Genomic DNA, 15,745 nt, shown 5'->3' with positions numbered 1-15,745 from the left:
AAAAACGATCTGTTTTTTTGTGTTTATGTGCGGTGGGATCAAAAATACTCCCAGAAAAATTACTGGGAGTATGGTAGGTAGAGGTTTTGTTATATGTTTTGGGCTATTTTCTACACAACTCTCTCACACGATATTGTATGAGAGCGTTGTATCATTAAAAGCTTTCCCAATTATCGTCTGTTTCGTGATTATTGGTTTTTATTGTTGGGGTTTTAAGTGTTTCTGTGTCTTGTGATTTAGCTGAGAATGTAGGCAATTCAGTTTTAGTTGGTGCAACTTTTTCGTGCTCAACTTTGAATGTATTCACAATCGTATCCAGCATACTTGCTTGTTCACTTAATGTGGCAGAGGCCGCCGTTGATTGTTCAACCATCGCCGCATTTTGCTGTGTTGCTTTATCCATTTCATTAACAGCAAGGCTGATCTGTGCAATACCGCGGGTTTGTTCTTCTGATGCAGATAAAATTTCTTTCATCGAACCCGAAACATGATTAACAGAAGTGACAATCTCACCCATTGATAAACTCACTTGTTCAACAAGATCATTACCTTGTCTAACACGTAATATTGTCGATTCAATTAGCTCTTTGATCTCTTTCGCCGCTTCCGCACTACGTTGTGCTAAGTTACGAACTTCACTTGCAACCACAGAGAAACCACGGCCTTGTTCGCCCGCTCTAGCCGCTTCAACAGCAGCGTTAAGGGCTAATATATTGGTTTGGAAAGCAATATCATCAATGACCGCAGTGATTTCACCAATTTTTTGTGAGCGATCGGCAATGTCTGTCATTGTCATTACCATCTTATTACTATGCTCACCACCCTGAACGGCAATATCAGCAGTACTCATAACGAGCTCTGTGACTTCACGAGCGCTTTCTGTGTTATTACGAATAGTTGCGGTCATCTGCTCCATGCTGGATGCCGTTTCTTCTAATGCACTGGCTTGCTCTTCAGTTCTACTAGATAAATCATTATTACCTGCAGCAATCTCTTGTACGCCAGTGTAAATAGTTGCACTAGTATTTCGAATTGAGCTTACCATCTCTTTTAATTGAGCACGCATTTGCTGCAAGCCGAGCATGAGTTGATCGATTTCAGTCTTACCTGAAACGTCGCTATCAATACGACTGACTAGATCACCTTTAGCAATTGCCTCTTGATAGATGATCATTTGGTTAATGCGCACAATGATGTATTTGCGGATCCAAATAAGTACTAAGGTGGTAAAGATGAGGAAGATACCCATAAAGAGTGATGCTATCCACAACATGCTGTGGTAGTTACCTTCTGCTTCAATCACTGAAGGATTCACAACTTCATCGGTAATAAAGTCGGTGGCTTCATATAATGAATTGGTGAAGTTAGTGTTTGCTGGGCTTTTTAAAATTAAACGAACTGCGTTAGTGTTACGTTCACTTAAATACTGCGCCAGTAAATCAAGATCAGCTCGGCTCTTTTGATAGAGTTGTTTGATCTGAGCCATACGTTGCTGATCGAAACCTGTTTGTGCTGATAGCTCAACATACTCATTCATCAATGCATCAACTTGTGCTTTACGTGCAGGCATGGTTTGCATAAATGTGGTGATGTTCGCATCCTCAGCTTGAGGATTTGAAATATAACTAAATGCTTGTGCAATAATATCAGTACGTAATGTATTCAACTCCGCATAGGTATTATCCATTGTGCGTAGTTGATCGAAACTGTATGAAATTTTTTTAAGAGTGTTTTGAGTCTGGTAGGCATCGTGAATGCTTTGTACTCCAGAAATGATCTGAATAATACAAAACAGAGTCAGGACACACATTAAACCTTGAGAGATTTTAATTCGTTTTAACATAACCCTACCTATTAGCTTTGCCTTTTCGTTGGTAAGTGGGAGGTCCACTTAGCAGAATGATTAATTCGGCTGGAATGTTAAAAACTTTAGCGTGAAAGAATTTATTTCCCTTACTTAATATAAATAGGTAGAAAATAAACGTTAGATAGTTATTTTTATTGGGTTATTGCTAGATAGAGTGAGATTATGTTTTGTGTAAATCGTGCTATTGTAAAATGATATAAATACCGTAAGTGAAATGAATTGTATAAATTTTCAGAATGAATTGAAGGGCAAAAATAAAGGAACTATTTCACTTTAAATAGTTCCTTTTTTAATGAATTGCCTTGTATTACTGGGCTTCAAATGTGTTTGTCATTTCTTCCAGTGTTTCTTGTAACTCCATCCACTCCATTTCCACTTCTTCTAGTGCGGATTTCGCAACACCTTGTCGGTTTAAGCAATCAGAAAGCTCATTTTTACGGCTAGTATCATAAATACTACTATCAGAAAGAGCTGTTTCGATATCACTAAGCTCTTGGCTTAATTTATCCATCTTACTTTCTAATGTTGTGAGTTTCTTGCGTAGAGGCTGGGTTTGTTGTCTAAACTCCGCTTCTTTGCGTTTTTGCTCTTTTTTATCTTGAGCACTTAAATTGGCGGTTGTTGTGGTATTGTCGTTATCTTGTTGGCTCTTATTTGTCTGTGTCTCTTGACGGTTTTGATCAACTAACCACTGTTGATAATCATCAAGATCACCATCAAATGGCTCAACTTGACCATCGTGCACCAGATAGAGATCGTCAGTGGTCGAGCGTAATAAATGCCTATCATGCGATACGACAACAATTGCGCCTTCAAAGCTAATTAAAGCTTGAGTCAGTGCTTGGCGCATATCTAGATCAAGGTGGTTTGTCGGTTCATCCATTAGTAGCAAGTTAGGACGTTGCCAAACTAAAAGTGATAAGACCAAACGCGCCTTTTCCCCCCCAGAGAATTGACCACAAGCATCTGTGACTTTATCGCCATGAAAGCCGAAACCACCCAAGTAATCACGTAATTTTTGTTCAGTCTCTTTAGGTGCTAAACGAGTTAAATGTTGTAGTGCCGATTCATCTGAGCGTAAAAACTCTAATTGATGCTGGGCAAAATAACCAAGCTTAATACCTTTAGAAAGTGCCAATTTTCCCTGTAACGGTTCAATCTCACCTGCAAGTAATTTAATCAGTGTCGATTTACCTGCACCATTGCGTCCTAATAATCCAATACGCGAGCCGGGAACTAAATTGAGTTTGATATCATTAAGAATAATTTTTTCACCATAACCCGCGCTGACTTTTTCCATTGATAAAAGTGGATTAGGCAAGCTTTCGGGTTGACGGAAACTAAAATGGAATGGGTTATCTGAATGCGCAGGAGCAACCTTTTCCATTCGCTCAAGCATTTTGACACGACTTTGAGCTTGTTTGGCTTTTGTCGCTTTTGCTTTAAATCTATCTATAAAACTCTGTAAGTGTGCAATTTTGGCTTGTTGATTTTCAAACAAAGCTTGTTGTTGTGCGAGTTTGGTGGCACGTTGCATTTCAAACGAAGAGTAGTTGCCTGAATATTCAAAGATTTTTTCTTGCTCGATATGCAAGATTTTATCCACGATAGGATCAAGAAAATCACGGTCATGGGAAATTAAAATAAGTGTGCCTGTGTAGCTTTTTAGCCATTTTTCTAGCCAAATAACGGCATCTAAATCTAAGTGGTTGGTTGGTTCATCGAGTAGCAGTAAATCAGATCGACAAATCAGCGCTTGTGCTAAGTTTAAACGCATTCTCCAGCCACCTGAAAATGATTTTACAGGTTCATTAAGCTGCTGTTGACTAAAACCTAAACCATTCAGTAAGGTTGCTGCACGGGATTGTATTGTCCATGCATTAATTGCATCTAATTGCCCGTGGATCAGTGCGATAGCATGACCGTCATTTATTTCGTTCGCTTTTTGTAATCGTTGTTCTAACTGGCGATATTCTCTATCGCCATCAATAACATAATCAATAGCAGGTACATCAAGTGCAGGTGTTTCTTGGTTAACCCATGCCATTGACCATGTACTAGGATAGGTAACATTGCCTGCTTCAGCTTGAAGTTCACCCTTCAATAAAGCAAGTAATGTGGTTTTGCCACAGCCATTTTTACCGACTAGACCAATCTTTTGCCCTGGATTAATGGTTGCACTGGCATTGTCCAGTAACACTCTGACACCACGGCGAATTTGCAAAGAAGAAAAAACAATCATAAATATCGTCTATTAAGAGTATGTAAATTAATATATAGAGTAAGTTGTTCGTAACAGTTGGTCACAATGCGTGCATGGTAACGGAAAAAACAGTTTCTGACACGTTTTGTAAGGAGGAATGATGTCAAACGCATCAAATGTATTGCTGGTGTATGTTCATCCCGAGCCGCGCCAATCAATCGCCAATAAAGCGTTATTAAAAGCGGTGAGGGATTTAGAGAATATAACTATCCATGATTTATATGCTACTTATCCTGATTTTTTTATTGATATACACCATGAACAATCCTTGTTGTGTAAGCACCAAGTGATCGTTTTTCAATTTCCATTGCAAACATATAGTTGCCCAGCGTTATTAAAAGAGTGGCAAGACAGAGTGTTAACTCGTCCATTTGCTAACAAAGCAGGTAGAGCACAATTAAAGGGTAAGTCATTTCGTTGTGTTATTACAACGGGAGAGCCTGAGCAGGCTTATCAACATGATGGGAAGAACCACTACACACTGACAGAGTTATTACGTCCTTTTGAATTAATGGCAGAAATGTGTGATATGCGCTGGCTATCACCAATGATTGTGTATTCAGCAAGACAACAGTCTAAAACAACACTGACTCATATCGGTGAGGCTTATCGCCATTGGTTAAGTGCGCCACTTGAAGGGGAGCAAGCCTAATGGAAGATAATTGGATGATTAAAGCTGTGCTCTTTTTCTTGTGTGCTGCCGTGATTATGGTGCCGATTGCACAACGCCTTAAAATTGGTGCAGTACTCGGTTATTTGATTGCGGGTATTGCTATTGGTCCTTGGGGATTAGGGCTGTTTAAAGATGTTGATGATATCTTACATTTTGCTGAATTAGGTGTGGTCTTTTTAATGTTTCTTATTGGTTTGGAATTAAATCCAGCCAAGTTATGGGAACTGAGACGTGCCATTTTTGGTGTTGGTTCAATGCAGGTGGTATTAACTGCTTCTATTTTTTCAGGGCTCATCCTCGTTTTTACTTCTTTTTCATGGCAGGCTGCCGTTATTGGAGGTTTAGGTATTGCGATGTCTTCAACGGCAATGGCATTGCAACTTATGAACGAGAAAGGAATGAACCATAATGAAGGCGGACAATTAGGTTTTGCTGTTTTACTTTTCCAAGATATGGCCGTTATTCCTATCCTTGCCGTTATTCCTTTGTTAGCTGGAGAAACGGCAAGCAGTGATTGGTATCGCATTGGCGTGAAAGTGGCTGCTTTTGCTGGATTGCTGATTTGTGGTCGTTATTTATTACGTCCACTCTTGCGCTTAGTGGTGAAATCGGGAGTAAGGGAAGTTTTTACTGCTGCTGCGCTACTTGTTGTGTTAGGTGCCGCTATTTTTATGGAAACTCTTGGCTTTTCAATGGCAATGGGGACCTTTATTGCGGGTGTGTTATTGGCAGATTCAGAGTATCGACATGAATTAGAGATCTCCATTGAGCCCTTTAAAGGCTTACTTTTAGGGCTCTTTTTTATCTCTGTCGGTATGTCTTTAGATATCGGTATCTTATGGCGTTATCTCCCACAAGTATTATTGGGCGTCTTAGTTCTGGTTATTGTAAAAGCATTAATACTTTATAGTATTGCGTGGTTAGCCAGATTACGTTTTTCCACACGATTACAATTCTCAGCTGTGTTAAGCCAAGGCGGGGAATTTGCGTTTGTTGTTTTCTCGACATCGATGGCAATGGGTGTATTAGATAGTCAGCAAATGGCGTTATTGTTGGTTGTTGTCACACTTTCTATGATGACAACGCCTCTTGTGATGCAAATGACAGACGCTGTGTTTGCTCGTCGCTATAATGACGCTAAAACGGACGAACAGCCCTTTGTTGAAAATAACCACCCAGAAGTCATACTTGTCGGATTTGGCCGGATGGGGCAGGTTGTCGGGCGTTTGTTAATGGCGAATAAGATTAACGTCACGGTATTAGAGCATGATGTTGGAAGCATAAGCACCATGCGTAAATATGGCTATAAAGTTTATTATGGTGATGCCACTGACCTCAATTTATTGCGTGCTGCCGGCGCTGAACATGCTAAAACTATTGTTATCACCTGTAATGAACCTGAAGCTACGATGGAAATTGTTCATCTCTGTCAGCATCATTTCCCTAACTTGCATATTATTGCAAGGGCAAGAGGGCGTGTTGAAGCTCATGAATTGCTCAAAGCAGGCGTGACAGATTTTAGCCGTGAAACATTTTCTAGTGCCTTAGAGTTAGGTCGTAAGACATTAATTGAATTAGGAATGCATCCTCACCAAGCTTATCGGGCACAACAGCATTTTCGTCGTCTCGATATCAACTTATTGAGAAAGCTGGTGGATGAATCACCTGAAGAAGTTTCTAACGTTTCACGAGTAAAAGAAGCGAGACGGGAACTTGAGGAGTTATTTAGTGAAGAAATTCGTCAAGAGCACCATCAGCCTGATATTTGGGATGAATCTTTAACAGAAGACATTCCTCAAATACATAAAGAAAAAAAATCTATTGATAAATAGGAGAACTGACCCCATGTCTGCAACCCGTAAACGCTTTATCGCAGGAGCTGTGTGTCCACACTGTCAAGCTCAAGATACACTCAAAATGTGGCGTGAAGATAAAGTGGATATTGTGGAATGTGCGAAATGTGGCCATCAACAACGGCAAACAGAGGGTGAAGTTAATTCCCTTGTTCGTGAAAATGAGCAGGTCATTGGGATCTTTACACCACAATAATTGTAGGTTTTTTGATATAACCCGATACAGAAGATTTATTTTTCGTTACAATCGGGAAAATTTTGCCCACGGGTATGTAGGAGATGTCATGAAAGTAGCAAACGACTTGGTAGTTAGTCTGGCTTATCAAGTAAGATCAGAAGACGGTGTTTTAGTTGATGAGTCCACGGTGAGCGCACCGTTAGACTATCTGCATGGCCGTGGTTCTTTAATCAGTGGTTTAGAAAATGCATTAACAGGTCGCGAAGTCGGTGAAAAATTCGATGTAGAAGTGGCTTCTGACGATGCATATGGTCAATACGACGAAAACTTAGTTCAACGCGTACCGAAAGATGTTTTTGTTGGTGTTGATGAGTTAGAAGTTGGTATGCGTTTTCTTGCTGATACCGATCAAGGTCCAGTACCAGTAGAAATTACAGGTATTGAAGGTGACGAAGTTATCGTTGATGGTAACCACATGTTAGCAGGTCAAAACCTGAAGTTTCATGTTGAAATCGTTGCAATTCGTGAAGCGACTGAAGAAGAATTAGCTCACGGTCACGTACACGGTGAAGAAGAGCACGAATGTTGTGGTGGCCACGGTCACGGTGAAGAAGGCGGATGTTGTGGCGGTGGTCACGGTCACGGTCATTCACACGGTGAAGAAGGTGGATGCTGCGGTGGCGGCGGTCATGGCCACGGTGGTCACGGCCACGGTAATGGCGGTTGTGGTTGCCAGCACTAATCTTTCGTTGAAAATATTAAAAGGAGCGACTAAACGCTCCTTTTTTGTTTTCGGTTTTGATATCAATAACAAACGAGAACTCAGTAGTGAGGTGGAGGTGTTTCGTCCTCAGGTCTAGCAAGTATTGATGTTTGAGAGTTCTTTAGGCGCTCAGAAACAATTTTTAAGGCTTCTTTAAAGCGGCTAATTTCGATTTGCTGCTGTGTGACCACCTGATTTAATTCTTCAATAGTCGCATCTTGGAAAGCAACTTTGCTTTCTAATTGAATGAGCAGTCGCTCTACTTCCTTAATATCCATTGTGTTTTTCCTCCTTTAAAATGTCCTATTACGACGAATATGATTAACAAAATCGCGAAATTTAATCTTATTTACTGATATATACACAGGAAGACATAAATCTGGTTTGAGATAAAAGACTATTTTGCTAATGTGATAGCACTCTGTGCTGACAAAAATCCTAACATTAACTGTTAAGAGTGTCGGCAAATTTTTTAAATTCATATAAAATTGCTACCCGCGGATGAAATCTATACCGCAACGACAGCAAGATGTGATGCAAAACGTTTAAGCAAAGATCTATGATGATCGTTTGCAAAACGTAGCGACTCACTAACATATACTGGAGAATGGGATGAAATCTTTATTAAAAACGACGTTGCTGGCAACCAGTTTAGCTTTCGCATTCAGTGCACCTCATGCATTCGCTGAAGAAGCTACAGCTAAAGTGCCAACATTAAATAGCGCATTTAAAACTCAAAATGAGCAAAATGCCTATGCGTTAGGCGCGTCGATGGGTCGCTATATGGAAGCTGCATTACAAGAACAAAAAAATATTGGTATTACTTTAGATTCCAAACAACTGTTAGCAGGTGTTCAGGATGCATTTAATAGTAAATCAAAATTATCAGACGCTGAAATTGAATTAACATTAGCGGCTTTTGAAGACCAAGTCCGTACTGCTGCAACAGCAAAAATGGAAAAAGAAGCGACTGAGAATAAAGCTGCGGGTGATAAATTCCGTACAGAGTTTGCCGCTGAGAAAGGTGTAGTAAAAACTAAATCAGGCTTACTGTATTTAGTTGAAAACCCAGGTAAAGGTAAAACACCAACAGATGCTGATCGTGTTACTGTAAACTACAAAGGCATGCTGATTGATGGTAAACAATTTGATAGCTCTTACGATCGTAACGAACCTCTGACAATCAGCCTGAAAAGCGTTATTCCTGGCTGGACTGAAGGTATGAAGTACATCAAAGAAGGCGGTAAAATCAAGTTAGTTATTCCACCAGAATTAGGCTACGGACAACGTGCAACAAGTGGTATTCCTGCTAACTCAACATTAGTATTTGAAGTGGAATTACTGAGTGTTGAAAGCGATAAGTAATTCACTTATCTCTAAATTTTACTAAAAAATGCTGACATTAATGTCAGCATTTTTGTTTTTAATATATACACGTCATTTATTAACACAATGCTAGTTTGTTTTCTCTTCAATAATAATCGCTTTGGGTTTTTTAAAAACAAACAATAAGCCAATAATAATTGCCCCCATCCCAATTAAGCTGAGCCAAGACATCTTGTTGCCTAAGAAGATGTAATCCATTAATGCTGTTACGCCAGGTACTAAATAAAATAAGCTAGTGACGTTAACTAAATTACCCGTCGTGAGTAAACGGTATAGTAGCAATTGGGCAACAACAGAAATGATCACAGCAAGCCAAAGTACAGGAATGATAAAGCCAATGTCGAATGAAGCATGAAAAGGCTGGAAGGGTACAAATAACAAACACAACACAAGGCTAACAACATATTGTAGCGGTAAGGCATCCATCGGTGCTAATTGCAGTTTTTTCTGTGAGATTGCACCAAAGCTCATACAGAGTAGTGCGATTAACGCATAAATCATTCCCGTCAATGAGAGAGCCGTATTAAATAAACTTTGGGCAACCACTAACACTAATCCAGCCAAGGCGATTAAAAGCCCTAATAGTCGTGTCGCTGTAAAATTACGTTCTATTATCCATAATGTAATAATTGGCTGAACGCCCATAATTGTGGCTAACATTCCCGGTGTAATGCTATTAGCAAGGGCTAAAAGATAACAGATAGAATAACCACCAATAATAAGTAAACCGATCCATGCTGTTTTTAAACGACTTCCTTTGGGTGGCAAAAAGCGATGGCGCTGAATACATAAAAAAGAGAGAAACGCTAAAGCGATAATAAAACGCCAAGTTAAAATTGCAAATGAGCTACCATTATCTAATCCCCAGCGAGAAAAGATAGCGCCACTACTCCACAATAAAACGAATAACGTTGTTGGGCCGAGCTTTGCCCAATATTGACGTAAGTACATGATGATATACCTGTAAAATAAGCAATAAGAGAGCTTGATTATTTTTAATGATTATTAGCTAATTGATAAAATATCAATGAATAAATGTAAGCAACATATCACTATATAGTGGTGATTAAGTACGTTCTTAAGCTAAGTAAACAAATCAAGCTACGCGAGTTGCAACAACAACCGTTGTATTGACTACAACCACTTTCACAGGCGGAGGTGGTGAAGAGAGAATCTCAATAGGCATAGAAGCAACAGAAATTAATCCTATTATTGATGAAGTTTGCTGAGATTGGCATATCATCAGTGTATTCATGGGATTAATCACTCGTTAAAATAACAATAATTTGGAATATAGGTAATCTATTCAGTAGTGTCAATCTTTATCCTGCCCACTCTGAAAAAGGAAAATTTTCAAAAATAAAAGGTAGGAATGAGTACAAAAGATAAAAAAAATGAAAAAAGCTGTGACCTATCACAAAGCTCTTATTCTAAGTTACTTGACGTAGATCTTCTGGCGATCTAACGTCAGAATCGTTCTTAATTCTGTTTTTATATTTAAATTTTTTTAATATTGAATTGATCCGCAATGACGAATCGTTATAAAAAATAGAACCTCAAGTCATTATCATAATTAAAGCCTTTAAGGATTATATAATCAAATGTCTAGCCCGTTATTTAATGGTGACAGCAGCGAGTTTGAAAAACTAGATAGCCGACCTTTTACTCAAACTGATCACGAAATACTAAAGTCCTATGAAGCAGCCGTGGATGGTTTGGCAATGCTTATCGGCAATCATTGCGAAATCGTATTGCACTCTCTGGAAGATTTGAAATGTTCAGCGGTTAAAATCGCGAATGGAGAACATACTGGTCGAAAGATTGGTTCTCCAATTACCGATTTAGCATTACAAATGTTACATGATATCACAGATGAAGATTCAAGTTTTTCAAAGGCTTATTTTACTAGAGCGAAAAGTGGTGCATTGATGAAGTCAATCACGATTGCTATCCGTAATCGTGAACGTCGTGTCATTGGTTTATTGTGTATTAATATGAACCTTGATGTTCCATTCTCTGAAATAATCAAAACCTTTATTCCTGAAGAAACGCATGAAGTTGCATCCGATGTTAACTTTGCTTCATCTGTCGATGATTTAGTGGCTCAAACATTAGAGTTTACGATTGAAGAAGTAAATAATGATCGCGAAGTTGCGAATAATGCTAAGAATAAACAAGTGGTGTTAAGCCTTTATGAGAAAGGTATTTTTGATATTAAAGATGCCATTAATCAGGTTGCAGATCGCTTAAATATCTCAAAACATACTGTGTATCTCTATATTCGCCAGTTTAAAAATGGAGAATAAGGCAACATTATGAGTTCCTTGACATATTGTTTAGTGGTTACAGGGCCTCATTACGGAACTGAACAAGCTTCAAGTGCCTATTTATTCGCAAATGCCCTTCTTGAAAAAGGGCATAAGATTTCACAAGTCTTCTTCTATCGGGAAGGTGTTGTGAATGCTAACAAATTGGTATCGCCTGCAAATGATGAATTTGATCTCCCTAAAGCGTGGGTTACATTGGCGAAAGAACATCAAATTCCCTTGCATGTTTGTGTTGCTGCCGCATTGCGTAGAGGAATTATCGATGAACAGCAGGCAAAAGAGCAGGAAATGGATAGCCATAACATGGCAACTGAATTTGAGTTAAGTGGATTAGGTTCACTGGCTCAAGCGATGTTAACCTGTTCCCGTGTGGTGCAATTTTAATGAAGAAAATGAATTCAATCGCATTCCTTTTTACTCAAGCGCCTCATGGTAATAGTGCAGGGCGAGAAGGTTTAGATGCTTTACTCGCAACCTCTGCATTAACAGAAGATATTGGTGTTTTTTTTATCTCTGATGGTGTGTTTCAACTTGTTGAAAATCAACAGCCTGAAGGAGTGCTATCACGTCATCATGCTGCAACATTTAAAGTGCTACCCTTGTATGATGTGACAAACGTTTATATATCACAGAAAGACATGGCTCATCGTGGATTATCCTCTCAAACTTCTTTTGTGTTGGATGTACAGGTGATATCCCAAGAAGATATTGCTCAAAAATTGAGTGAATATGATGTGGTATTGCGCTTTTAATAAAGAAGTTAGTCAGGAAGGTTGAACGGTTATGTTGTATACTTATTCTGTCTCTATTTATCAAAGTGATTTAGAGGCTTTTTTATCTTTATTGACAAAAGAAGATGATGTTTTGTTAATACAAGATGGTGTACTGGCAGTTCTTGAAGACAATCCCTTATTAAAATATTGTCTCCAACAGCAAATTTCAGTTTACGCATTAATTGATGATGTTTTGGCAAGAGGCTTAAAAGATCAAGTATCTCATCACATTAAACTTATCAATTATGGTGATTTTGTCGATTTAACGGTAAAACACCCCCAACAAATTCATTGGGGAGCGTAGAATTGCTGTATAATTCTTGACACATGAGCCTGTCAGCAATAAAATTCTGCGTCCTCATGTTTTGTCTTGTTGACAAGACAGAGTTCAAATCCGTGTTTACGAAGCAAAAACCAGGAGCTTTTTTTAAATGGCAACTATTAACCAGCTGGTGCGCAAATCTCGTAGCTCGAAAGTTGTTAAAAGCAACGTTCCAGCTCTGGAAGCTTGCCCGCAAAAACGTGGCGTATGTACTCGTGTATATACTACCACTCCAAAAAAACCAAACTCAGCACTGCGTAAAGTATGCCGTGTGCGTTTGACTAACGGTTTCGAAGTTTCTTCCTACATCGGTGGTGAAGGCCACAACTTGCAGGAACACTCCGTAATCTTAATCCGTGGTGGTCGTGTTAAAGACTTACCAGGTGTGCGTTACCACACTGTTCGCGGCGCGCTGGACTGTTCCGGTGTTAAAGACCGTAAACAAGCTCGTTCTAAGTACGGTGTGAAGAAGCCAAAGGCTTAATGGTTCTCCGTTAAGTAAGGCCAAACATTTTTTCACCATTAATGTCAAAATAAACTCATTGAGTTTTGGACAACCCTGAATTTAAACGGAGTATTTCCATGCCACGTCGTCGTGTAATTGGTCAACGTAAAATTCTGCCAGATCCTAAGTTCGGATCAGAACTGCTGGCCAAATTTGTAAACATTCTGATGGTAGACGGTAAAAAATCTACTGCAGAATCTATCGTATATAATGCGCTTGAGACCCTGGCTCAGCGTTCAGGCAAAACTGAACTGGAAGCGTTCGAAATCGCATTAGATAACGTACGTCCTACTGTGGAAGTTAAATCCCGCCGTGTTGGTGGTTCAACTTACCAAGTTCCAGTTGAAGTACGCCCAGTTCGTCGTAATGCATTAGCAATGCGTTGGATTGTAGAAGCTGCTCGTAAACGCGGTGATAAATCCATGGCTCTTCGCCTGGCAAATGAATTATCTGATGCGGCTGAAAACAAAGGCGCTGCTGTTAAGAAACGTGAAGACGTTCACCGTATGGCAGATGCAAACAAGGCGTTCGCACACTACCGTTGGTAATCCACGGAGTATCGCAACTCTTTTCAGGACAGCTTTGCTGTCCTTTACCTGAATTGAACGCCCACGAGAGAGGAAAAAATGGCTCGTCAAACCCCCATAGCACGCTACCGTAATATCGGTATTAGTGCGCACATCGATGCCGGTAAAACCACTACAAGTGAACGTATTCTGTTTTATACCGGTGTAAACCATAAAATTGGTGAAACTCACGAAGGTTCAGCAACAATGGACTGGATGGAGCAGGAGCAGGAACGTGGTATTACTATCACATCCGCAGCAACTACTGCATTCTGGTCTGGTATGGCTAAACAGTTTGAGCCTCACCGTGTAAACATCATCGACACCCCAGGACACGTTGACTTCACAATCGAAGTAGAACGTTCTATGCGTGTTCTTGATGGCGCGGTTATGGTTTACTGTGCAGTTGGTGGTGTTCAGCCTCAGTCAGAAACAGTATGGCGCCAGGCTAACAAATATCATGTACCACGTATTGCGTTCGTTAACAAAATGGACCGTATGGGTGCAAACTTCCTGCGTGTTGTTGAACAAATCAAAACACGTCTGGCAGCAAACCCAGTTCCACTGCAAATCCCAGTAGGCGCTGAAGAAAATTTCACCGGTGTTGTTGATTTAATTAAAATGAAATCAATCCGTTGGAATGAAGAAGACCAAGGTGTTACCTTCGAATACGAAGACATTCCTGCAAATCTGCAAGATTTAGCTGAAGAATGGCACAACAACCTGGTTGAATCTGCTGCTGAAGCATCAGAAGACCTGATGGACAAATATCTGGGCGGTGAAGAACTGACAGAAGCAGAAATCAAAGCTGCTCTGCGTAAACGCGTTCTAGATAACGAAATTATCCTGGTTACCTGTGGTTCTGCATTTAAGAACAAAGGTGTTCAGGCAATGCTGGATGCGGTAATTGAATACCTGCCAGCACCAACAGATGTTCCTGCTATCAATGGTATGTTACCAGACGGTAAAGATACTCCAGCAGAACGTCATTCAAGCGACGACGAGCCATTCTCATCTCTGGCATTCAAAATCGCTACTGACCCATTTGTTGGTAACTTAACATTCTTCCGTGTGTACTCTGGTGTTGTAAACTCAGGTGACACAGTTCTGAACCCGGTTAAAGACAAAAAAGAACGTTTTGGCCGTATTGTTCAGATGCATGCTAACAAGCGTGAAGAAATTAAAGAAGTTCGTGCGGGCGACATCGCTGCTGCTATCGGTCTGAAAGACGTAACTACAGGTGATACTTTATGTGCAATTGATGCACCAATCATCTTAGAACGTATGGAATTCCCAGAGCCAGTAATCTCTGTTGCTATCGAACCTAAGACTAAAGCTGACCAAGAAAAAATGGGTATCGCTCTGAACCGTCTGGCTCAAGAAGATCCATCTTTCCGCGTATCAAGCGACGAAGAAACTGGTCAGACTATCATTGCTGGTATGGGTGAGCTGCACTTAGACGTGTTAGTTGACCGTATGCGTCGTGAATTTAAAGTTGAAGCGAACGTAGGTAAACCACAGGTTGCTTACCGTGAAACTATTCGTGATACAGTAACTGATATCGAAGGTAAGCACGCGAAACAATCTGGTGGTCGTGGTCAGTACGGTCATGTTGTTATGGACCTGTCTCCATTACCAGCAGGTGGTGAAGAGAACTACGTATTTATCAACGACATCGTTGGTGGTGTAATTCCTAAAGAATTCATCCCAGCAGTTGATAAAGGTATTCAAGAACAGCTGAAATCTGGTCCATTAGCAGGTTACCCTGTTGTGGATATTCAGGCTCGTTTACATTACGGTTCTTACCATGATGTTGACTCCTCAGAAATCGCGTTTAAAATTGCCGCATCAATGGCATTTAAAGACGGCTTCATGAAAGCTAAGCCAATTCTGCTTGAGCCAGTCATGAAAGTTGAGATTGAAACGCCAGAAGATTACATGGGCGACGTTATCGGTGACTTAAACCGTCGTCGTGGTATGGTTGAAGGTATGGACGATCTGCCTACCGGTAAGATCATCCGTGCTCAAGTACCACTGGCTGAAATGTTCGGTTATGCAACTGACCTGCGTTCACAAACTCAGGGTCGTGCTTCTTACTCTATGGAGTTCTTGAAGTACAACGAAGCGCCTAGCAACGTCGCTCAGGCTATTATCGAAGCTCGTAAAGCGAAATAAGATCCTTTCGAGTTCAATTTAGTTTACGCTCCCTCTATTTGAGGGAGCGATATTAAGGAATATAGTCGTGTCTAAAGAAAAATTTGAACGTTCC

Annotated in this window: 17 protein-coding genes; 12 read left to right on the top strand and 5 right to left on the bottom strand. The window is 40.1% G+C overall.

The genetic code is table 11. The features are described 5' to 3' along the window. Positions 1–154: 154 nt before the first annotated feature. Both DK857_RS03525 and DK857_RS03520 read right to left on the bottom strand, forming a co-directional pair. Positions 155–1,843, bottom strand: coding sequence for a methyl-accepting chemotaxis protein (locus DK857_RS03525; RefSeq protein ID WP_109401565.1), 1,689 nt, complete (start codon positions 1,841–1,843; stop codon positions 155–157). Between the two features lie 331 nt (positions 1,844–2,174). Next, a complete protein-coding gene (locus tag DK857_RS03520; protein ID WP_109401564.1) occupies positions 2,175–4,109 on the bottom strand; it encodes an ABC transporter ATP-binding protein in 1,935 nt (644 codons plus the stop codon). 121 nt (positions 4,110–4,230) lie between these two features. On the opposite strand from DK857_RS03520, the gene kefG reads away from it, so the two are divergent. The 4 genes from kefG (at position 4,231) to slyD (ending at position 7,576) form a co-directional block, all read left to right on the top strand. Then, the gene (kefG, locus tag DK857_RS03515) at positions 4,231–4,782 is read left to right on the top strand and encodes a glutathione-regulated potassium-efflux system ancillary protein KefG (RefSeq protein ID WP_109401563.1); all 552 of its coding nucleotides are present in this window, start codon (positions 4,231–4,233) and stop codon (positions 4,780–4,782) included. Continuing rightward, the gene (gene kefB, locus DK857_RS03510) at positions 4,782–6,635 is read left to right on the top strand and encodes a glutathione-regulated potassium-efflux system protein KefB (protein ID WP_109401562.1); all 1,854 of its coding nucleotides are present in this window, start codon (positions 4,782–4,784) and stop codon (positions 6,633–6,635) included. The genes kefG and kefB overlap by 1 nt, the downstream gene beginning before the upstream one ends. Positions 6,636–6,648: 13 nt before the next feature. After that, complete coding sequence (locus tag DK857_RS03505; RefSeq protein ID WP_036914399.1) at positions 6,649–6,852, top strand: YheV family putative zinc ribbon protein; 204 nt, start codon at positions 6,649–6,651, stop codon at positions 6,850–6,852. 88 nt (positions 6,853–6,940) lie between these two features. Next, positions 6,941–7,576, top strand: coding sequence for a peptidylprolyl isomerase (slyD, locus tag DK857_RS03500; protein WP_109401561.1), 636 nt, complete (start codon positions 6,941–6,943; stop codon positions 7,574–7,576). Between the two features lie 80 nt (positions 7,577–7,656). On the opposite strand, the gene DK857_RS03495 is transcribed toward slyD, so the two are convergent. After that, positions 7,657–7,875 carry a SlyX family protein gene (locus DK857_RS03495; RefSeq protein WP_023583298.1) on the bottom strand — a complete coding sequence of 73 codons (219 nt, stop codon included), beginning with the start codon at positions 7,873–7,875 and terminating at the stop codon, positions 7,657–7,659. A gap of 334 nt (positions 7,876–8,209) precedes the next feature. On the opposite strand from DK857_RS03495, the gene fkpA reads away from it, so the two are divergent. After that, the gene (gene fkpA, locus DK857_RS03490) at positions 8,210–8,962 is read left to right on the top strand and encodes an FKBP-type peptidyl-prolyl cis-trans isomerase (RefSeq protein ID WP_075674195.1); all 753 of its coding nucleotides are present in this window, start codon (positions 8,210–8,212) and stop codon (positions 8,960–8,962) included. Positions 8,963–9,052: 90 nt separating this feature from the next. On the opposite strand, the gene DK857_RS03485 is transcribed toward fkpA, so the two are convergent. Together DK857_RS03485 and DK857_RS19120 are read right to left on the bottom strand one after the other, a co-directional pair. Continuing rightward, positions 9,053–9,934, bottom strand: a complete 882-nt coding sequence (locus DK857_RS03485) for a DMT family transporter (RefSeq protein WP_109401560.1) — start codon at positions 9,932–9,934, stop codon at positions 9,053–9,055. A 145-nt stretch (positions 9,935–10,079) separates the two neighbouring features. Then, complete coding sequence (locus DK857_RS19120; protein WP_157957594.1) at positions 10,080–10,238, bottom strand: hypothetical protein; 159 nt, start codon at positions 10,236–10,238, stop codon at positions 10,080–10,082. Between the two features lie 346 nt (positions 10,239–10,584). Between DK857_RS19120 and DK857_RS03480 the strand changes: the two genes are divergently transcribed. The 7 genes from DK857_RS03480 (at position 10,585) to fusA (ending at position 15,651) form a co-directional block, all read left to right on the top strand. After that, positions 10,585–11,289 carry a helix-turn-helix transcriptional regulator gene (locus tag DK857_RS03480; RefSeq protein ID WP_023583301.1) on the top strand — a complete coding sequence of 235 codons (705 nt, stop codon included), beginning with the start codon at positions 10,585–10,587 and terminating at the stop codon, positions 11,287–11,289. 9 nt (positions 11,290–11,298) lie between these two features. Continuing rightward, positions 11,299–11,694, top strand: coding sequence for a sulfurtransferase complex subunit TusD (gene tusD, locus DK857_RS03475; protein WP_109394996.1), 396 nt, complete (start codon positions 11,299–11,301; stop codon positions 11,692–11,694). Next, positions 11,694–12,062 (top strand): sulfurtransferase complex subunit TusC, encoded by a 369-nt coding sequence (gene tusC / locus DK857_RS03470; protein ID WP_109401559.1) that lies wholly within the window; start codon positions 11,694–11,696, stop codon positions 12,060–12,062. Before tusD ends, tusC begins: the two co-directional genes overlap by 1 nt. A gap of 31 nt (positions 12,063–12,093) precedes the next feature. After that, a complete protein-coding gene (tusB, locus tag DK857_RS03465; RefSeq protein ID WP_098941725.1) occupies positions 12,094–12,387 on the top strand; it encodes a sulfurtransferase complex subunit TusB in 294 nt (97 codons plus the stop codon). Positions 12,388–12,514: 127 nt separating this feature from the next. Then, positions 12,515–12,889 carry a 30S ribosomal protein S12 gene (gene rpsL, locus DK857_RS03460; protein ID WP_004236497.1) on the top strand — a complete coding sequence of 125 codons (375 nt, stop codon included), beginning with the start codon at positions 12,515–12,517 and terminating at the stop codon, positions 12,887–12,889. Between the two features lie 98 nt (positions 12,890–12,987). Continuing rightward, positions 12,988–13,458 (top strand): 30S ribosomal protein S7, encoded by a 471-nt coding sequence (gene rpsG / locus DK857_RS03455; protein WP_004246897.1) that lies wholly within the window; start codon positions 12,988–12,990, stop codon positions 13,456–13,458. Between the two features lie 78 nt (positions 13,459–13,536). Further along, positions 13,537–15,651, top strand: coding sequence for an elongation factor G (gene fusA / locus DK857_RS03450; RefSeq protein WP_109394995.1), 2,115 nt, complete (start codon positions 13,537–13,539; stop codon positions 15,649–15,651). The last annotated feature ends 94 nt before the right edge of the window (positions 15,652–15,745 follow it).

The organism is Proteus terrae, assembly GCF_003144325.1.
GTDB lineage: Bacteria > Pseudomonadota > Gammaproteobacteria > Enterobacterales > Enterobacteriaceae > Proteus > Proteus terrae.
This window is presented reverse-complemented; position numbering and strand designations above follow the sequence as displayed.

Coding starts and splice junctions, on each gene's coding strand:
- DK857_RS03495 (WP_023583298.1), bottom strand. CDS start 7,875: ATGGATATTAAGGAAGTAGAGCGACTGCTCATTCAATTAGAAAGCAAA.
- rpsG (WP_004246897.1), top strand. CDS start 12,988: ATGCCACGTCGTCGTGTAATTGGTCAACGTAAAATTCTGCCAGATCCT.
- DK857_RS03525 (WP_109401565.1), bottom strand. CDS start 1,843: ATGTTAAAACGAATTAAAATCTCTCAAGGTTTAATGTGTGTCCTGACT.
- DK857_RS03505 (WP_036914399.1), top strand. CDS start 6,649: ATGTCTGCAACCCGTAAACGCTTTATCGCAGGAGCTGTGTGTCCACAC.
- tusC (WP_109401559.1), top strand. CDS start 11,694: ATGAAGAAAATGAATTCAATCGCATTCCTTTTTACTCAAGCGCCTCAT.
- DK857_RS03480 (WP_023583301.1), top strand. CDS start 10,585: ATGTCTAGCCCGTTATTTAATGGTGACAGCAGCGAGTTTGAAAAACTA.
- DK857_RS03520 (WP_109401564.1), bottom strand. CDS start 4,109: ATGATTGTTTTTTCTTCTTTGCAAATTCGCCGTGGTGTCAGAGTGTTA.
- tusD (WP_109394996.1), top strand. CDS start 11,299: ATGAGTTCCTTGACATATTGTTTAGTGGTTACAGGGCCTCATTACGGA.
- rpsL (WP_004236497.1), top strand. CDS start 12,515: ATGGCAACTATTAACCAGCTGGTGCGCAAATCTCGTAGCTCGAAAGTT.
- slyD (WP_109401561.1), top strand. CDS start 6,941: ATGAAAGTAGCAAACGACTTGGTAGTTAGTCTGGCTTATCAAGTAAGA.
- fkpA (WP_075674195.1), top strand. CDS start 8,210: ATGAAATCTTTATTAAAAACGACGTTGCTGGCAACCAGTTTAGCTTTC.
- fusA (WP_109394995.1), top strand. CDS start 13,537: ATGGCTCGTCAAACCCCCATAGCACGCTACCGTAATATCGGTATTAGT.
- kefG (WP_109401563.1), top strand. CDS start 4,231: ATGTCAAACGCATCAAATGTATTGCTGGTGTATGTTCATCCCGAGCCG.
- kefB (WP_109401562.1), top strand. CDS start 4,782: ATGGAAGATAATTGGATGATTAAAGCTGTGCTCTTTTTCTTGTGTGCT.
- DK857_RS03485 (WP_109401560.1), bottom strand. CDS start 9,934: ATGTACTTACGTCAATATTGGGCAAAGCTCGGCCCAACAACGTTATTC.
- tusB (WP_098941725.1), top strand. CDS start 12,094: ATGTTGTATACTTATTCTGTCTCTATTTATCAAAGTGATTTAGAGGCT.
- DK857_RS19120 (WP_157957594.1), bottom strand. CDS start 10,238: ATGAATACACTGATGATATGCCAATCTCAGCAAACTTCATCAATAATA.